Annotated in this window: 13 protein-coding genes and 1 tRNA gene; 3 read left to right on the plus strand and 11 right to left on the minus strand. The window is 70.9% G+C overall.

Annotated elements, in window-relative coordinates:
- Nucleotides 1–509: 509 nt before the first annotated feature.
- From nusG to KYX17_RS29435, 6 genes are all read right to left on the minus strand, one after another.
- Nucleotides 510–1598: a transcription termination/antitermination protein NusG gene (nusG, locus tag KYX17_RS29410; protein WP_243232918.1), complete on the minus strand. Its 1089-nt coding sequence runs from the start codon at nucleotides 1596–1598 to the stop codon at nucleotides 510–512.
- Nucleotides 1599–1651: 53 nt separating this feature from the next.
- Nucleotides 1652–1918: a preprotein translocase subunit SecE gene (gene secE / locus KYX17_RS29415; protein ID WP_243232920.1), complete on the minus strand. Its 267-nt coding sequence runs from the start codon at nucleotides 1916–1918 to the stop codon at nucleotides 1652–1654.
- Between the two features lie 45 nt (nucleotides 1919–1963).
- Nucleotides 1964–2036: transfer RNA gene (locus KYX17_RS29420), tRNA-Trp, on the minus strand.
- Between the two features lie 144 nt (nucleotides 2037–2180).
- A complete protein-coding gene (locus tag KYX17_RS29425) occupies nucleotides 2181–2633 on the minus strand; it encodes a hypothetical protein (protein WP_243232922.1) in 453 nt (150 codons plus the stop codon).
- Nucleotides 2630–3520 carry a hypothetical protein gene (locus KYX17_RS29430; RefSeq protein ID WP_243232924.1) on the minus strand — a complete coding sequence of 297 codons (891 nt, stop codon included), beginning with the start codon at nucleotides 3518–3520 and terminating at the stop codon, nucleotides 2630–2632. Before KYX17_RS29430 ends, KYX17_RS29425 begins: the two co-directional genes overlap by 4 nt.
- Nucleotides 3517–3957 carry a pyridoxamine 5'-phosphate oxidase family protein gene (locus tag KYX17_RS29435; RefSeq protein ID WP_243232926.1) on the minus strand — a complete coding sequence of 147 codons (441 nt, stop codon included), beginning with the start codon at nucleotides 3955–3957 and terminating at the stop codon, nucleotides 3517–3519. The genes KYX17_RS29430 and KYX17_RS29435 overlap by 4 nt, the downstream gene beginning before the upstream one ends.
- Nucleotides 3958–4104: 147 nt before the next feature.
- Here KYX17_RS29435 and KYX17_RS29440 point away from each other — a divergent pair, with 147 nt between their 5' ends.
- Together KYX17_RS29440 and KYX17_RS29445 are read left to right on the plus strand one after the other, a co-directional pair.
- Nucleotides 4105–5922 (plus strand): HSP90 family protein, encoded by a 1818-nt coding sequence (locus KYX17_RS29440; protein ID WP_243232928.1) that lies wholly within the window; start codon nucleotides 4105–4107, stop codon nucleotides 5920–5922.
- Nucleotides 5919–8735, plus strand: a complete 2817-nt coding sequence (locus KYX17_RS29445) for a hypothetical protein (RefSeq protein WP_243232930.1) — start codon at nucleotides 5919–5921, stop codon at nucleotides 8733–8735. The genes KYX17_RS29440 and KYX17_RS29445 overlap by 4 nt, the downstream gene beginning before the upstream one ends.
- 42 nt (nucleotides 8736–8777) lie before the next feature.
- Here KYX17_RS29445 and KYX17_RS29450 read toward each other — a convergent pair whose 3' ends face one another.
- The 5 genes from KYX17_RS29450 to gabT are packed head-to-tail and all read right to left on the minus strand — an operon-like array spanning nucleotide 8778 to nucleotide 15352.
- Nucleotides 8778–10145 (minus strand): NAD-dependent succinate-semialdehyde dehydrogenase, encoded by a 1368-nt coding sequence (locus KYX17_RS29450; RefSeq protein ID WP_243232932.1) that lies wholly within the window; start codon nucleotides 10143–10145, stop codon nucleotides 8778–8780.
- A 32-nt stretch (nucleotides 10146–10177) separates the two neighbouring features.
- Complete coding sequence (locus KYX17_RS29455; RefSeq protein WP_243232934.1) at nucleotides 10178–11725, minus strand: APC family permease; 1548 nt, start codon at nucleotides 11723–11725, stop codon at nucleotides 10178–10180.
- On the minus strand, nucleotides 11722–12603 hold the full coding sequence (locus KYX17_RS29460) for a universal stress protein (RefSeq protein WP_243232935.1): 882 nt from the start codon (nucleotides 12601–12603) through the stop codon (nucleotides 11722–11724). Before KYX17_RS29460 ends, KYX17_RS29455 begins: the two co-directional genes overlap by 4 nt.
- Nucleotides 12603–13964: an NAD(P)/FAD-dependent oxidoreductase gene (locus KYX17_RS29465; RefSeq protein WP_243232937.1), complete on the minus strand. Its 1362-nt coding sequence runs from the start codon at nucleotides 13962–13964 to the stop codon at nucleotides 12603–12605. The genes KYX17_RS29460 and KYX17_RS29465 overlap by 1 nt, the downstream gene beginning before the upstream one ends.
- A gap of 32 nt (nucleotides 13965–13996) precedes the next feature.
- A complete protein-coding gene (gene gabT / locus KYX17_RS29470) occupies nucleotides 13997–15352 on the minus strand; it encodes a 4-aminobutyrate--2-oxoglutarate transaminase (protein ID WP_243232939.1) in 1356 nt (451 codons plus the stop codon).
- Between the two features lie 85 nt (nucleotides 15353–15437).
- On the opposite strand from gabT, the gene KYX17_RS29475 reads away from it, so the two are divergent.
- Nucleotides 15438–16964 (plus strand): PucR family transcriptional regulator, encoded by a 1527-nt coding sequence (locus tag KYX17_RS29475; RefSeq protein ID WP_243232941.1) that lies wholly within the window; start codon nucleotides 15438–15440, stop codon nucleotides 16962–16964.
- Nucleotides 16965–16999: the final 35 nt, after the last annotated feature.

Genomic DNA, 16999 nt, shown 5'->3' on the forward strand with positions numbered 1-16999 from the left:
TGCACCGGCGTTGATCTGAAGCTTGATCAGGCCGGTCACCTTCTTCTTCGGTGCCATTCTTCTTTCCTTTCATCGAGCGGATGCCGGATGCATCGGCTCTCCCGCATCCCGTCGAGGGAAGCGGTTGTCGCTGCGCGCCGGAGCGGCACGCAAACCACAACACTCTACCGCATCACCGGGCGTGTCGGCGGACGGGCGAGCGCGGTCATCCACAGGCGCCCCGTCCACGGGACGCCGCATCCGTCACCCCCCGCGCACCCGGTCCCGACACACCTCCGTGTCTCACTTGTTCACCCGAAACGCATCCCAGACGTGCACAAGTGAGACACCGAGACACACACCTCGCCCTGACGGGCCTCCGTGTCTCACCCGTTCACCCGAATCTCGTCCCAAACGTGGATAAGTGAGACACCGAGCGGGGATGCGCGCCCTGCGGTGCACGATGCGCGCCGCGAAACGGCGAACGCCCCGCCGGCTGGGCCGGGCGGGGCGTTCGAGGAATCCGTGCGTCAGATCATCTTCGAGACCTGGTCGAACGACAGCTCGACCGGGGTCTCGCGCTCGAAGAGCGAGACGAGGACCGTGAGCTTGCCGCTCTCGGGCTTGATCTCGCTGATCGAGCCGGGAAGACCCGCGAACGAGCCCTCCTTGATCGTGATCGTCTCGCCGATCTCGTAGTCGACCTCTGCCGCGATGACGCGGGCGGCCGCCGGGGCGGAGCTGCCGCCGCCGGACTTGGCCGGAGCGACGTCCTTGATCTCGACGAGGCTCTTGAGCATGTTGAACGCCTCTTCGAAGCGCAGCGGCGTCGGGTTGTGGGCGTTGCCGACGAAGCCGGTGACACCGGGCGTGTGACGAACGACCGACCAGGTGTCCTCGTTGAGCTCCATGCGCACGAGCACGTAGCCCGGGATGCGCACGCGGGTGACCATCTTGCGCTGGCCGTTCTTGATCTCGACGACGTCCTCCATCGGGACCTCGACCTGATAGATGTCGTCCTCGACCTCGAGCGTCGACTTACGCTGCTCGATGTTGGCCTTCACCTTGCGCTCGAAGCCGGCGTAGGAGTGGATGACGTACCACTTGCCCTCGAGCGAGCGCAGCTCCTGGCGGAACGCCTCGTAAGGATCGGCGTCCGCGTCGACCTCTTCTTCGACCTCGTCCACCGCAGCGGCCGCGTCGTCGATCTCCGCCACGAACTCGGGGTCGAGCACGGGAGCGTCGGGCTCACCGTTGATGTCGGGTCCGTCGTAGGGCGTCACTTCGTCGGCCTCCTCGGCTGCGCGCTCTGCTTCTTCTTCGGCGAGCGACTCGGTCAGCACCTCGGCGGCCGCCTCCGCCTCGGCGGCTTCGTCGATCTCGAGAGCGTCGTTCACGATCGCGTCGGCCTCGGGGTCTTCCACGTCGGCATCCGCGTCGTAGCCCGTGTCGGAGTCCTCGTCCTCGTCGTCACCCTCGATGTGCAGCGCGACGTGCTCGGCGGCCTCGACGGAGCGCTCCTCGGCGGCGAGGGTGTTGCCCTCCTGCGCCTCGTCGTCCTCGCTGGACTGCTCGGCGGCGGTCGCCCAATCGGCGTCGTCGGTGTATTTCTCAGACACTTACGTACTCTCTCGTTCTGGTCTGCGGGTGGCGACACCCGCGCCTCGCGATGTCAGGCTCCGGGAACTCCGAAGACGACTGTCGTCAGCCAGACGAACACGACATCAAGTCCGTAGACGACCGCCATCATCACGATGACGAAGCCCAGGACGACGCCGGTGAACTTCACCAGCTCCTTGCGCGTCGGGGTGACGACCTTGCGAAGCTCGGCGAAGACCTGGCGGATGAAGATGACGATGCGCAGGAAGAAGTTGGGCTTCTTCTCGCGCACGGCACCGCCAGCGGCGATGACCTCGCCCTTCGGCTCGTCCTGGACCATGCACCCACCTGAATCGCTTACGTCGTGCCAGCATGCGCTGGCGCGCAGGGCGGACAGGAATCGAACCTGCAACCTGCGGTTTTGGAGACCGCTGCTCTGCCAATTGAGCTACCGCCCTAGAGACCCGGAGGTCTCGCGCCCGCACTCCTGCCGTGACCTGATCCAAAGGGATGTGTCGTCCCGATGACGGGCACGGCGAAAGAATGCAGACTTCAACTGCACGCTCAAGTGTACGGCATGGCACACGGGGGCGCGAACGCGCTCACGCTGGAAGGCACGGCGAGAAGACCGCGATCACCACCGCGGGACCCTCCGCCGCCAGGGTCACGGTGACGCCGTCCTCCGAGATCCAGCCCCGGCTTTCGGCGCCCGGATCGGCGTCGGCGAGCGCTCGCCACACGTCGGGATCCAGGCTCTCGCCGAGATCGTCGCGCACCCCGGCCGCCTGCGAGACGTCGGCGGCGACGGCGAGCACTCCGGTCGCCGTGAGCATGACCTGCTCGGTGTCGGCGGGCCGGGAGCACGCCCGCGTGCGCGGCTCGGCGGTCTCGAGAGTGCGCAGCACCTGGGGATCCACCGCCGATGCCTGAGCGACGAGATCGTCGAACACCTCGTTCATCCGGCGATCCGCCGCATCCGCATCCACCGACGAGCACGCCGTCAGCGCGAGCACGGCCGACAACGACGCGGCTGCCAGGCCGGAACGCGCCCTCACGGTCGCACCACCTCGAGCACCTCGTAGTCTGTCGCGACGGGTTCCGTGACCTGGACGCCGAGCGATGCGAGATGGTCAAGCAGCCAGCCGTCGTACCAGCCGTCGATGTCGCACGGCGAGGAGGTGTCGACGTAGTCGGATGCCGGGATGCCGTAGACGTACACGGCACGACAGCTCGCGTCCGCCTCCAGCTCCGGGCCGTACTGGTCGTCGGTGACACCTGCCCGATCGGCTGCGAGGAAGGCAGGATAGTAGTTCTGGTACTGGTACCAGTGCATGGCCTCGTGCACGAACACGGCCCACACGGACGATTCCATGCCCGGATCCCACGCGAGGAACAACCAGCTCGGATACCGAGTGGAGTAGCAGCCGCCGACGACGATCTCGTACCCGGTGCGCTCGGAGAGGTGGTAGCCGCAGTTCTCGTCCCCGGCATCGAACGCGACCTGAACACGGTCCGCGCCGATCGACGAGAGGAACGCGCGCCCGTCGGGATCCGGGCCGGGAATCGCTGTCCCTCCGGGGTTGGGCACGGCCAGCAGCGGCGAGTCGGTCCCGGTCTTCCACTCCTCGACCTGCGCGTGCTCGTCGTCCCAGGCGCGACGATCGCTCTCGTAGTCGGCCGTCGCCTGCTCGGTGGCGGCGACCTTCTCTGACGCGGCGGCAAACGCATCGGCGACCGCCGACTCCTGCTCGGGGCTCATCACCCGCGAAGCGAGCAGTCGCTCGCGCTGCTGCCAGATAAGCCACGCGCCGCCCGTGCCGGCGGCGAGCAGAAGGATGAGGATGAGGCCCAGTGAGAGGCCGATGATCCAGCCCGCCCCGCGATGGCGGCGTCGCGGCGCGGCAGCCGGCGGCCCCGCAGCCGGCGCCGGATCCAGCGTCACGCCATCGCCCCTTCGGCGGGATCGGCACTGCGCCGCTCGAAGGCGCGTCCGGTGGTGACCGACGGCGTGATGCGCACGAGGACGTCCTTGACGGTGGGCGCCCAGGGTGCCGAGGCGAGGGACTCGAGGGCCGCGATCTCGTCGGAGTGGTCGACGGCCGCCGCCGTCCCGCGCACGACGACGCTCCAGGCATCGCGCTCGCTGTGGTCGTCGACCTCGAACAGCACCTCGTCGCGGGCGGTGAGCTCGAGCAGCTTCGTGCCGGGCGCGGTGCGGAACAGGATGCTGCGGCCGTCGAGCGCGTAGCCGACGGGGAACACGTCGATGCGCTCGCCGATGCTGGTCACCAGGCGACCGACCTCCTGTGTCGCGAGCAGGCGCCACATGGCCTCCTCGTCCAGCACCCGTACCCCGTCGGTCTGCGTCGTGTCGCTCATGACCCCATCCTGGCCCACCCGGGCCAGGGGCGCACGGGATCGTTCTCTCCCCAGGCGCTCAGGTCCGCTCGCGCTCCCGCAGTACGCTGAATCGGTCGCCGCCCACCACCCGATGGGCGGCGCTGCGACGAGGTTCGAGGAGCGACGGTGAACGAGGTGCCGGCCCCCCAGCAGTTCCAGGTCGACCTACGCGGGGTGATCGATCTTCTCAGTCGGCACATCTACTCGAGCCCCCGCGTCTTCCTCCGCGAGCTCCTGCAGAATGCGGTGGACGCCATCGCCGCACGTCGCGCGCTGGATGGCGGCGGCGGCCGCATCCGCATCACCCCGGCCGGCGTCGAAGCCCCCGAGTTCATCATCCGCGACGACGGCATCGGCCTCACCGAGAGCGAGGTCGCCGATCTGCTGGCGACCGTGGGGCGCAGCTCCAAGCGCGACATCTTCGACCTTCCGCGCAGCGACTTCCTCGGCCAGTTCGGCATCGGGATGCTGTCGTGCTTCATGGTGTGCGACACGATCGTGATCCGCTCGCGGAGCGCCGCCGGAGGTCCTGCCGTCGAGTGGGTCGGACGCTCGGACGGAACCTTCGCCGTGCAGCCGTGCGACGACGACATCCCGGTCGGAACCAGCGTGCACCTCACCCCGCGCAGCGACAGTGCATCTCTGCTCACGGGTGCGACGGTGCTGGAGCTGGCCGAGACGTTCGGCCGCTACCTGCCGGTGACGGTCGTGGTGGATCTGCCCGGCGGCGGTGAGACCACCGTGACCGAGCCCGCCCCCTTCCTCGACGGCGACCTCGAGACCCGACTCGCGTACGGGCGCGAGCTCATCGGCGTCGAGCCGCTGGACGCGATCGAGCTGACGGTCGCCGCCACGCAGACCCGCGGCGTCGCCTACGTGCTGCCCTTCGCGCCGCCGCCCTCGGCGCGCCAGAGCACACGCGTGTACCTGCGTCGGATGCTGTTGGCCGAGCGCGCCGACGATCTGCTGCCCGACTGGGCGTTCTTCGCGCGCGCGGTCATCGACTCGGGCGGGCTGCATCCGACCGCGAGCCGGGAGGCGCTCGTCGACGACGACGCGCTCGAGCAGACCCGCGGCGAGATCGGTGACGCGATCCGGCGCTGGATCCTGGAGCTGGCGTTGCGCGAGCCCGCGCGGCTCGCGCAGTTCGTCGCCGTCCACGAGGTCGCTCTGAAGTCCCTCGTGCGCCACGACGACGAGCTGGCCCGCTTCATCGTGCGCTGGCTGTCGGTGGAGACGACCGCGGGGCGCGTGCGGATCGAGGAGCTCGTGCGCCGCTCGCCCGAGGTCCGCTACGCCGAGACCGTCGACGAGTTCCGCCAGCTCGCGAGCATCGTGCCGCCGGGCACGCTGCTGGTCGACGGCGGTTACCTCTACGACGCCGAGCTCATCCGGCTTCTGCCCGAGATCTTCCCCGAGGTCTCCGTGGAGCGCGTCGAGGTCGGCGCCGAGATGGACCGGCTCGATCTCCCTCCCCTCGACGACCGCAATGCAGCCCTCGAGCTCGAACGACGCGCCCGCACGGCTCTCGGCGACATCGACGTCTCGGTGCGTTCGTTCGAACGCCGGGAGCTGCCCGGCCTGTTCGTCGCGGACCCGCAGGCCCTCCGGGCGCTCGACCGGGGACGCGCTCGCGGCGCCGCCGGCGCACTGTGGTCGGGAGTGCTCGACCGCGCGGAGAAGGCCGTCACCGGCGCCGACGCGGATGCGGCACCGCCCGCCGCGAGGCTGTGCCTGAACTGGGGCAACCCGACCGTCCGCGCCCTCGCGGCGGCGGGCGACACCCCGGTCTTCGACAGCGGCATCCGACTGCTGCACGTGCAGTCGTTGCTCGCCGGCCATCATCCGCTCAGCCCGCGCGACCGCGCCATGATGAGCACCTCGCTCGCGGAGCTGCTCGAGAGAGCGCTCGCCGCCGCCCCCGACCCGGAAGGAGCATCATGACCGGTTACGCGACCCGCATCCGATCGCTGTTCGACGAGATCGACCGCACGCCCTGGGGACCGGCCGAGAGGTCACTGGTCGCAGAGGCGGTCGCGCTGGCGCAGGAAAGCGGTGACGAGCGCCTGGAGTACGAGGCGCGGATGCGGCAGACCGCCAGCGCCAACATGGGCGGCGACACGGATCTGATGCTCACCTCGTTCGCGTGGTGCCTGGGTCATCACGACGCAGACCCCGAGCGCTTCCCCGCCGAGCTGGAGCCCGCGGGCGACCTCATGTGGCACTACAAGTGGATGGCGGGAGCCCTCCGTGGCTCGCCCGAGTTCTCGTCCGAGCAGATCACCGCCGTGCTCGATGACATGCAGACCCATTACGAACGCGCCGGTCACGGCATGAGCGGCGTGCTGATGGCGCGCTTCGAGGACGCGTGGTCGGCGGGACGCCTCGACGAGGCGGCCGAGCTTCGGCGTCGACTCGAGGCCACGCCCCGCGACGAGTACAGCCACTGCGACGCCTGCACGCGCAGCCAGTTCGCCGGGTTCTTCGCGGAGACCGGCGATGAGGCGGAGGCGATCCGCCTGGTCGAGGAGCTCGTGGAGGGCGGCTTCACGTGCGGCGAGGAGCCCGAGCACGCCCTCGCACGCTCCCTCCTCCCCTACCTGCACGCCGGCCGGCCGGATGAGGCGCGCACCGCGCATCTGCGCAGCTATCGCCTCGCGAAGGACAACGCCGACAACCTCTCCATCGTCGCGAAGAACATCGTCTTCTGCGCCGTGACTGGCAACGAGGCGCGCGCGCTCGCCCTCGTCGAGCGCCACCTGCCCTGGCTCACCCACGACGGGCTCAACGCCAGCGCGCACCTGGAGGCCCTTGCGGCCTTCGCCGTCGCGCTGGATGCGGTCGCCGCCGCCGGTCACCCCGACGCCGCCGTGCGCGGCTCCGACGCCGAGGCGCTCGTCCCCCTGATCGGCGCGCACGACGGCGTCTGGCCCGCCGCCGAGCTCGCCGCGCGGATGTGGGCGGCCGCCGAGAGCATCGCCCAGGCCTTCGACGCCCGCAACGGCACCGACGCCCAGACCGCCTGGCTCGCCGGCCAGCGCGCCGTCGGCGCCGAGCGCTACGAGGTGCCGATCAGCTCCCACGACTTCGCGGCCCGGTCCACCGCCTCCGTGCCCCGGACCCCCGCGGAGCGCGTCGAGCGCGCACTCGCCCTGGATCAGCTCGGCTCGATCGCCGCACTCGAGGCGATCATCGACGCCCTCGACGATGCCGATGCCGAGCAGCGCGTGGCGCTCACGCACGGACAGCTCGGAATCCTCGTGGCCCTGGCTCGCCTCGAAGAAGCGCAGGCCGCGCTGCCCGCACGCATCGAGGCTCTGCGCCAGGCCGGCCGCACCGCGCAGGCGGAGCTCGAGGAGCGCCTCGGGCTGCTGCTGTTCGGGGCCGATGCGGAGGGCGCCGCCGAGACGCTGCAGCGGACGCTGGACGAGCTCCACGACGCACCCGCGGGCCTGCGCGCCGACGTCATCGCGACGCTCGCGTTCCTTCGATTGAAGGACCAGGCGGCGACCGAACCGGACGAGCGGCGACGCACCGCCGAGCTGTTCAGTCAGGCTGCGGCGCTGTTCGCCGAGGCCGGCGAGCCCGGATTCGCCTACTCGCAGCGCTGGCTGCAGGCCGACATGACGGCGGCCTCGGGCGACCTCGATGCGGCCGTGGAACTCCTCGACGCGCTCGTCGCGCAGGAGGGCATCAGCGACGCACGCCGCGCACGGGCCCTGCTGCTGCGCGCCCGCACGCGCGGCGGGCGAGGCGAGTACGCCCAGGGCGCCGCGGACGCCGACGAGGCGACCCGCATCCACCTTCAGCTCGGCGCGGACGACGCTCTGGTCAGCAACGTGTTCTTCCTCGCGGGTGCGCTGCACGAGGATGCGGGCGCGATGGGCGAGGCGGTGTCGCGCTACCGTGTCGCCGCCGAACGCCGTGAGGCCACGGGCGCCGCGGCGACAGACCTGCGCTTCCGTCTCGGCCGCGCCCTCCTGGGCGCCGGACTCGGCGAGGAGGCCATCGAGGTGCTCGACCAGGTTCTCCAGGAGGAGACGGCAGCGGAGGAGCCGGCCGGCTCCCGCGCGATCACCGTCGGGCTGCTCACTCGCGCCTTCGAGCAGGCCGGCCAGTTCGGCAATGCTCTCGGCGGCTGGGAGTTCGCCGCCCAGCTGCACGAGGAGGCGGAAGAGCCCGCGGCGCGCGCCTACGCCCTCAAGGAGCACGGACGGCTGCTCGGCCGGTTCGGCGAGATCGACGACGCGATCGATTCGCTGACCCAGGCTGTGGAACTCGTTCGGGGCGACGAAGAACAGGTGGGGCTGCTGGCCGACGGGCTCCACACGCTCGCGCAGGCGCACCAGCAGCGCGGAGACCTCGAGAAGGTCTTCGCCCTGCTGGACGAGGCCGTCGAGCTCGGCCGCGCACACGAGGCGGCATGGTTCGTCGCCGACGTGCTCGACACGCGCGCACGCGCTCTCGCCGCCGCGGAGCGCACCGACGAGGCCGTGGCCACGGCCCTGCAGGCGGCCGACGGCTTCGTCCAGGCCGGCGACGCGACAGCCGCCGGCCGTTCGGAGTTCGTCGCGGCGCGCATCCTGGTGGGCGCCCAGCGTCCCGCGGATGCGGTCGCGCTCTACCGCGCAGCGCTCGAGCACGCCGGCGACGACGAGGCGCTGCGGCAGACCGCCGCGCTCGAGCTCGGCGACGTGCTGGAGAGCCTCGGCCGACCGGCCGAAGCGGCCGAGATCCGCGCGACCCTCCCCACGTGACGAAGGTGGGGGCGAGATGCTCGCCCCCACCTTCGTCCCCGCTCAGTCGGCGATGCGGATGAGCTTCTTGTTGACGAACTCGTCCGCCGCCAGCAGGCCCATCTCGCGGCCCGTGCCGGAGCGCTTGACGCCGCCGAAGGGAAGCTCCGGAGAATCGGCCAGCACGCAGTTGACGTAGACCATGCCGGCCTCGATCCGATCCGCCACGCGCTCGGCCTGTGCGGGATCGGTCGTGTACACGTACGAGCCGAGCCCGAAGCTCGTGTCGTTCGCCACGCGCACCGCGTCCTCCTCGTCCTGGACGCGGTAGACGACGCCGGCGGGCCCGAAGAGCTCCTCGCGATACACGTCCATCTCGGGCGTGACATCTGTGAGCACCGTGGGCGCGTAGAACGCGCCGTCACGCGTGCCGCCGGTCACCAGCCGAGCGCCCTGCGCGACGGCCGTGTCGACCTGCGCCTCCAGCCGCTCGGCGGCGGCGAGAGACGAGAGGGGGCCGAGCAGGGTCTCCTCGGCGAAGGGGTCGCCCACGGGAGTCTCGGCCATCGCGGCGGTGAACTTCTCGAGGAAGGCGTCGTACAGTTCATCGACCACGATGAAGCGCTTGGGTGCGTTGCAGGACTGCCCGTTGTTGTCCATACGCGCCTCGACGGCGGCGGCGACCGTGGCATCCAGGTCGGGCGTGGAGAGCACGATGAACGGATCCGATCCGCCGAGCTCCAGCGCGACCTTCTTGAGGTTGCGACCGGCGATCTCCGCGACGGCGGCGCCGGCGCGCTCCGACCCGGTGACCGACACCCCCTGCACCCGCGGATCGGCGATGATCGCGGCCGCCTGCTCGTTGCTCGCGTAGAGGTTCAGGTACGCGCCCTCCGGCAGACCCGCATCCCGGTAGATCGCCTCGATCGCTGCGGACGACTCCGGGCACTGCGGCGCGTGCTTGAGCAGGATGGTGTTTCCCAGCACCAGGTTCGGCGCCGCGAAGCGGGCGACCTGGTAGTACGGGAAGTTCCACGGCATGATGCCCAGGAGCACCCCGAGCGGCGTCGGGCGGATGACGGCGGACCCCTCGCCGAGGATGTCGATCGGGCGGTCCGCGGTGATCTGCTCGGCGTGGTCGGCGTAGAACTCGGTGATGTCGGCGGCGAAATCGACCTCACCCAGGGCTGCGACCAGGGGCTTTCCCATCTCGCGCACCGCGATGGCGGCCAGCTCGTCACGGCGTTCCCGGTGCAGCTCGGCGGCGCGCCGCACGAGCGCGGCGCGTTCGGCCACCGGCATCTCGCGCCACCGCCGGTAGGCACTCTCGGATGCGGTGAGCTTCTGCTCGACGTCGGCGTCGCTGAGGGCGGGGTAGGTGGCCAGCTGCTCACCGGTGGCCGGGTTCACGACCGCGTATTCGCTGCTCATTCGTCCTCCTTGGTTGTGGTCACAGTCTGCCGTCACCGCCGGCGGCGGCGCAGGCTCTCGGGCGCGTCCAGGCTCAGCGTGCGCCCACGGAAGAAGTCGGGGCGCTTGACCGCCTGCCAGATCATGATCACGACGCCCAGCAGGATGACCGTCACCCCCAGCACGAACACGAGTCCGAGACCGAAGATCTGCGAGCCCGAGCCGTAATCGGGATCCATGGAGTCGACCAGGGTCGTCACGAACAGCACCGCGAGGATGGCTCCGCCCACGAGCGGGAAGAGGAACGTGAACACGAAGGCGCGCACCGAGTCGAACCATTGCTTGCGGAAGTACCAGACGCAGGCGAAGGCCGTGAGCCCGTAGTAGAAGCAGATCATCATGCCGAGGGCGGTGATGGTGTCCCACAGGACGTTCTCGCTGACGAAGCGCATGACGGCGTAGAACACCGATGCGACGACGGAGGCGACGATCGTCGCGAAGCCCGGGGTGAAGAAGCGGGGGCTCACCTTTGCGAAGCGCTCCGGCAGGGCCCCGTAGTGCCCCATGGCCAGCAGCGTGCGCGCCGGCGACACGAACGTCGACTGCAGCGACGAGGCGGAGCTGGTGAGCACGGCAAGCGACACGAGGGCCGCGAGCGGGCCCAGCACCGGCCCTGACAGGTGGAAGAACACGTTGTCCTGGATGTCGGGGTTGCCGAGCCCGAACTCGCCCGTGCCGACGCCGGCGAACATGATGAGCGAGACCGCGAGCAGCAGGTACAGCGCGACGATCACGAGCACCGTGATGGTCGCCGCGCGACCCGGCGTCTTGTCGGGATCCTTGGTCTCCTCGTTCATGGTGAGGGTGACGTCCCACCCCCAGAAGATGAAGATCGACAGGGAGAGACCCGCGGCGAAGGAGCTGAACGACGAGACGGCGAACGGGTCGAACCATGACCAGTCGAACGGTGTCGCGTCGAAGCCATTGCCGTTGATCGTCTCGATGATCGCCGCGACCGCGAACACGACCAGGACCACCACCTGAAACCCGACCAGCACGTACTGCAGCTTCTGCGTCGTCTGCATATCGCGGTACGAGACGAAGGTGGCCGCCGCCATGAACGCGAGGCACACGAGGACGTTGACTCCCGGCTGCGCCGCGATGTCGGCGATCGAGGGGTTCTGGGTGACCTGGGCGATCAGCAGGAACAGGAAGTCGACGGCGATTCCGGCGAGGTTGGAGAGCACGAGGATGGTGGCGGCCACCAGCCCCCACCCGGCCATCCAGCCGATCCAGGGGCCGAAGGCGCGCGTGGCCCAGGTGAACGAGGTGCCGGAGTCGGGCATACGCCGGTTCAGCTCGCGGTAGCCGAACGCCACCAGCAGCATCGGGATGAAGCCGACCAGGATGATCGCCGGCACCTGCACTCCGACCGCGGAGACCGTGGGGCCGAGCGCTGCGGTCAGCGTGTAGGCGGGCGCGATGCAGGAGATGCCGATGACCACGGCACCGATCAGGCCCACCGTTCCCGCGGAGAGCCCCTTCTTGGAGAGTCCGCCGGTCTCGGCCGCGACGGCCTGCGATTCGGGTGCGCTCATCATCGAGCCCCTTCTGCGTTGCGGGTGCGTGGCACCACGATCATGGGAACGGGCAGCACGTGCAGCATCTTCGCCGCCGTCGAGCCCAGGAAGAGCCGCCGCGGCTGCGCGAGTCGGCTCGAGCCGACCATGGCGATCTCGCCGGGGAGCCATTCGATCTGCGAGACCGCATCCTCGATGTCGGCGCCCTGCGCGCTGACGACCTCGGCCACGGATCCTTCGCCCAGCGAGGCGCGCGCCTGGGCGAGCACCTTTTCGGCGTGCGTCGCCTCGGTGAGCCGGATGACGCCGGTGTCGACGCCGGCGGGGAGGTCCACCGTCGCGAGCGACAGCAGCCGCAGGGGCGCGCCCGACGCGGTGGCAAGACCCGCCGCCTCGGCGAGGAGCACGTCACCCCCGGGCCTCGTGCCGATCGCGGCGGTGACCCGCTCGACGCCGACGGATGCGGCGACCTCGCGCGCGCCCTCCGGCGCGAGCACGACCGGCACATCGGAGGAGTGCATGAGTTCGTTGGCGACGGTGCCGAGACGGTGGCGTCCGCGGAGTCCGCCGTTGGCCGCGCCGACGACGATCATCCCGGCGCCGAATTCGGCGGCTGCCGCGATGAGACCCTCGGCGAACGACTCGCCGTAGCGCACGTGACGACCGTGGGCGATGGTCTCCTTCAGCGTCTCGGAGGCCCGCGCCAACCACTGGTGCGCCCGCTCGCGCACGAGCCGGTCGTATCCCGCGTCGGGCGGGGTGATGACGGAGCGTTCGCCCGGCAGGACCATCACGATCTCGAGCACGGACCCGGTCGCGACCGCGAGCCGTGCCCCCAGGGCGAGCGCGTCGGCGCCCGCATCCGTCGCGGTGTAGCCGACGACCACCGGCGCGGCCATCAGCGCAGCTCCTCGAGGATCTCGGATGCGGCACGGTGCCCCATCCGGATCGCTCCGTCGACGTGCTGGTAGCCGGCGCCCGCCATGTCGCTGCAGGCGAGGTGGATGGGCCCGACCGCCGTGCGCAGGTCGGCGCCGTAGCGGTGGAGGCCGCCCAGATCGAAGCTCGCGGCGTACGCACCCCGCGTCCACTCCTCACTGCCCCAGTCGCTCTCGTAGTACACGATCGGGTTCCTGGCCTCGGGGCCGTAGTAGTGCGAGAGCGACTCGAGGATGCGTTCCTTGCGCTCGGCGGCGTCCAGGCGGAACAGATCGTCGGCGTTGCGGTCGGAGACGAATCCGACCAGCGTGCCGCGCTCGTCGCCGTGGTTGGTGTTGTCGTACGCCTCGTGCGAGAGCTCGTAGGGGCTGAACGCCGTGCCGGACAGCCCCTGCTCCCGCCAGAACGGGCGGTCGTAGACGGCGTGCACCTTGATGACGAAGCCCATCGAGATGTGCTGGTGCATCTGCTGCTGCAGCCGCGGTAACGGCGGCACGAAGGAGATGCGGGGGTACAGCACGGGCGCGAGCGCGAGAATGGCGCGGCGTGCGCGGACCGTGACGGATGCGGCTTCTGCCACGACGCCGTCCTGGTCCCAGGTGAGCGAGCGCACCGGCTGCCCCAGGAGGACGTCCTCCCCCAGGCGCTCCGCGAGCAGGAGCGGCACCTGCTGGAGGCCGCCCACGACGCGCTTGTCGAGGATGAAGTCCGCGTCGACGAGGTGCGAGTAGCTGCCGGCGCTGGCAGCCATCAGCAGCGATTGCAGGAGGGAGAAGGCGTGCGTCGGCTTCGTGAGCATCGCCGAGCCGGTGGCGAACGCGAGGTTGCGCACCGCCTCGTCGTCGTCGGTCTGCGAACGCAACCAGCCGTCCCACGAGATGGTGTCCCATTCGGCGGCCTTCGGGTGCGCCCAGGGGCGGTCGGGATCGATCTCGGCGACCATCGCGTCGAGGTCGGCGGTGATGCGTTCGATCTCGGCGGCCGTGGCCGGGGCCACCGGGAAGACGTCTCCCGTGAAGCGGGTCACCGTGCCGTCGGGGCCGACGTAGACGCTGTCTCCCTCGCGGTAGCGCGAGAAGGTGGTCAGGCCCAGCTCTGCGACGGTGTCGATGAGCGCCTGCTGGTCGGGTGAGATCCACTGGCCCCCGATCTCGAGCATCGCGCCCTCGATCGTGTCGGTCCACAGGCGCCCGCCGACGCGATCGCGCGCCTCGAGGACAGCGACCGACAGACCGGCCTTGCGGAGGTCGTTCGCGGCGGTGAGTCCCGCGGCTCCGGCGCCGATGACGACGACGTCTCTCATGATCTCAGTGGTGCTCATCTCACTCCTTCGTGGTGCTCGGGTGTTGCGACTCAGACGGCGGCGAGGGATGCGGCGAGGACGTCCAGTCCCTCACCGAGCAGGCGGTCGTCGATCGACAGGGGCGGCAGGAACCGGATCACGTTGCCGTAGGTGCCGCACGTCAGGAGGATGACGCCGTCGGCGATCGCGGCCTTCGCGACCGCGGCGGCGAGCGCCGCATCCGGAGCCCCCGTGGCCGGGTCGACGAACTCGACCGCCACCATCGCGCCTCGTCCGCGGACGTCGCCGACGCGAGGGTCGGCCTGCTGCAGCTCCTCGAGGCGGGCGGTGAGAAGGGCGCCGATCTCGCGGGCTCGCTCGACGAGGCCCTCGTGCTCGTACGCGTCGATCGCCGCGAGCGCCGCGGCGCACGCGATCGGGTTGCCACCGTAGGTGCCGCCGAGCCCGCCGGCGTGCGAGGCATCCATGATCTCCGCGCGTCCCGTGACCGCGGCGAGCGGCAGTCCGCCCGCGAGGCCCTTGGCGGTCGTGACGAGGTCGGGCACGATGCCGAAGCCGTCGCTCGCGAACATCTCGCCCGTGCGGGCGAAGCCCGTCTGCACCTCGTCCGCGATGAAGACCACGCCGTTCTGGCGGCACCAGTCGACGAGGGCTCCGAGGAACCCATCGGCCGGGACGATGAAACCGCCCTCGCCCTGGATGGGCTCGATGACGAGCGCCGCGAGGTTGTCGGCGCCGACCTGCTTCTCGATCATCGAGATCGCGCGCGCCGCCGCATCCGCTCCGCTCAAACCGTCACGGAAGGGGTAGGACAGCGGGGCGCGGTAGATCTCGCCGGCGAAGGGTCCGAAGCCGCTCTTGTACGGCATCGCCTTCGCGGTGAGTGCCATCGTGAGGTTCGTGCGGCCGTGGTAACCGTGGTCGAACGCGACGACCGCGGGTCTGCCGGTGTACTTGCGGGCGATCTTGACGGCGTTCTCCACGGCCTCGGCGCCGGAGTTGAACAGCGCGGTGCGCTTCTCGTGATCGCCCGGGGTGAGCCGGTTCAGAGCCTCGGCGACGGCCACGTACGAGTCGTAGGGCGAGATCATGAAGCAGGTGTGCGTGAACTGCGCGGCCTGCGCCTGCACGGCCGCCACAACGCCCGGATGCGCATTGCCGACCGAGGTGACGGCGATGCCGGAGCCGAGGTCGATGAGAGAGTTGCCGTCGGCGTCCACGACCACGCCGCCGCCCGCGGCCACCGCCTGGATGGGCACGGTGTGGCCGACCCCCGCAGGAACCGCCGCGGCCTTGCGTGCGAGGAGCTCCTGCGAGCGCGGTCCGGGGATGGCCGTGACGAGGCGCCGCTCCTGCGGCAACGAGGGTCCGCCCAGGGGCGCGGTAGTGACGTCGGCGATGCTCATGGCGGCGAGCGTAGGGCGAACGCAGAGCGCGCTGCACTCGCCTGCCCGTACACGTGCGCGTCCGAGATGCGCCACGATGTACAACATGAGTGCGCCGCCGTCCGACAGCCCCACCCTCGGCTCTCTTCTCGCCCGGCGGGATCTGGATCTGCGCGCGGCGGGCGAGCTCGATGCCGCGACGTTGGCGACGCGGGTGCACGGCGTGCACAGCTCGGACCTCGCCGATCCGACCCCCTTCCTGGCGGAGGGGCTCGTGCTGCTCACGACCGGCACGCAGTTCCTGGGCGCCGACGACGATTCGCCCGACTTCGACGCCTACGTCGCGAGGCTCCGGGGGCGCGGCATCACCGCGCTCGGATTCGGCACCGAGGTGGTGCGCGAGGGCATCCCTCGCGGCTTGGATGCGGCCTGCCGCGCCCACGGGCTGCCGCTGTTCGAGGTGCCCTATCGCACCCCCTTCATCGCCGTCGCCCGCGCCAACGCGCAGGCGATCGCCGCCGAGGAGTACGCGCGGCGCAGTTGGGCGCTCGCCGCGGGGCGCGCGCTCTCGCTGGCGGCGTTGCGTGCGGACGGGCTCGCCGCGACCCTGGACGAGCTCGCGCGGCAGCTGGGCGGCTGGGTCGGCATGTTCGACGCCGCCGGGGCGCTGACGCACGAGCATCCGGCCGCGTCCCTGGATGCGGCCACGCGCGACGACCTCAGCGCCGAGGTGTCCGCGCTTCTTCGCCGCGGCGCGCGGGCGGGATCCTCGCTGCACATCGGTTCCACGCCGTTCCACGTGCAGACCCTCGGACGCGGCGGGCGTCTGCGCGGCGCGATCGCCGTATCGGCCGAGGTGTTCGACCGCGAGGCGCGCGGGGTCGTGACGACGGCCGTCGCGATGGCGGGGCTCGCGCTCGAGCAGCGCCAGACCCTCGCGCAGGCCACGGCCGCGCTCCGGGCCGGCTTGGCGGAGGCGTTGCTGGCCGGCGAGAGCACCCTTGTGCGGCGCGTGTCCAAGCCCCTGTGGGGCCCGCTCGGCACGGGCGCGATCGCGATCGCGCTGACGGATGCCGAGGCCGCCCGTCGCGAGGACGTCCTGCAATGGCTGGAGAGCGCCGTCGCCGCCCGGGGCGGCTCCCTGTTCTTCGGACGCGTCGACGACGGGCTGCTGCTGGCGGCGCCCGTGGGAGACGCCGTGTTCGCCGAACTCGCCGCGAAGCTGGGCGTGCGGGTGGGCGTCTCGGCTCCCGCGACGCTGGACACGGCCCCCGCCGCCCTCTCTCAGGCGCGCGTCGCCCGGGAGCGGGCTTCGGCGGGATCGGTCGCGGCCTTCGCCGAGGTGCGCGGGGGTCTGCTCTCCGTCCTCGACGACGAGCGCATCGGCGCGATCGCCCGCGCGGAGCTGGAGCCGCTGCTGCGCCACGACGCCCAGCACGCGACGGCGCTTGTCGCCACCCTCGACGCGTGGCTCGCCGCGGATACGGCGCACGAGGCCGCCGCTCGGGCGCTCGGGGTGCATCGGCACACCGTGCGAGCTCGTCTCGCCCTCACCGAGCGCGTGCTCGGCGTGGACCTGTCCTCCTTCGCGGTGCGCGCCCAGCTCTGGCTCGCCCTCCGCGCCTTGGACTGACCAGCCGCATCCGCCGAACGAGCACCCGTTCGCCG

Source organism: Microbacterium sp. CIAB417 (assembly GCF_022788845.1).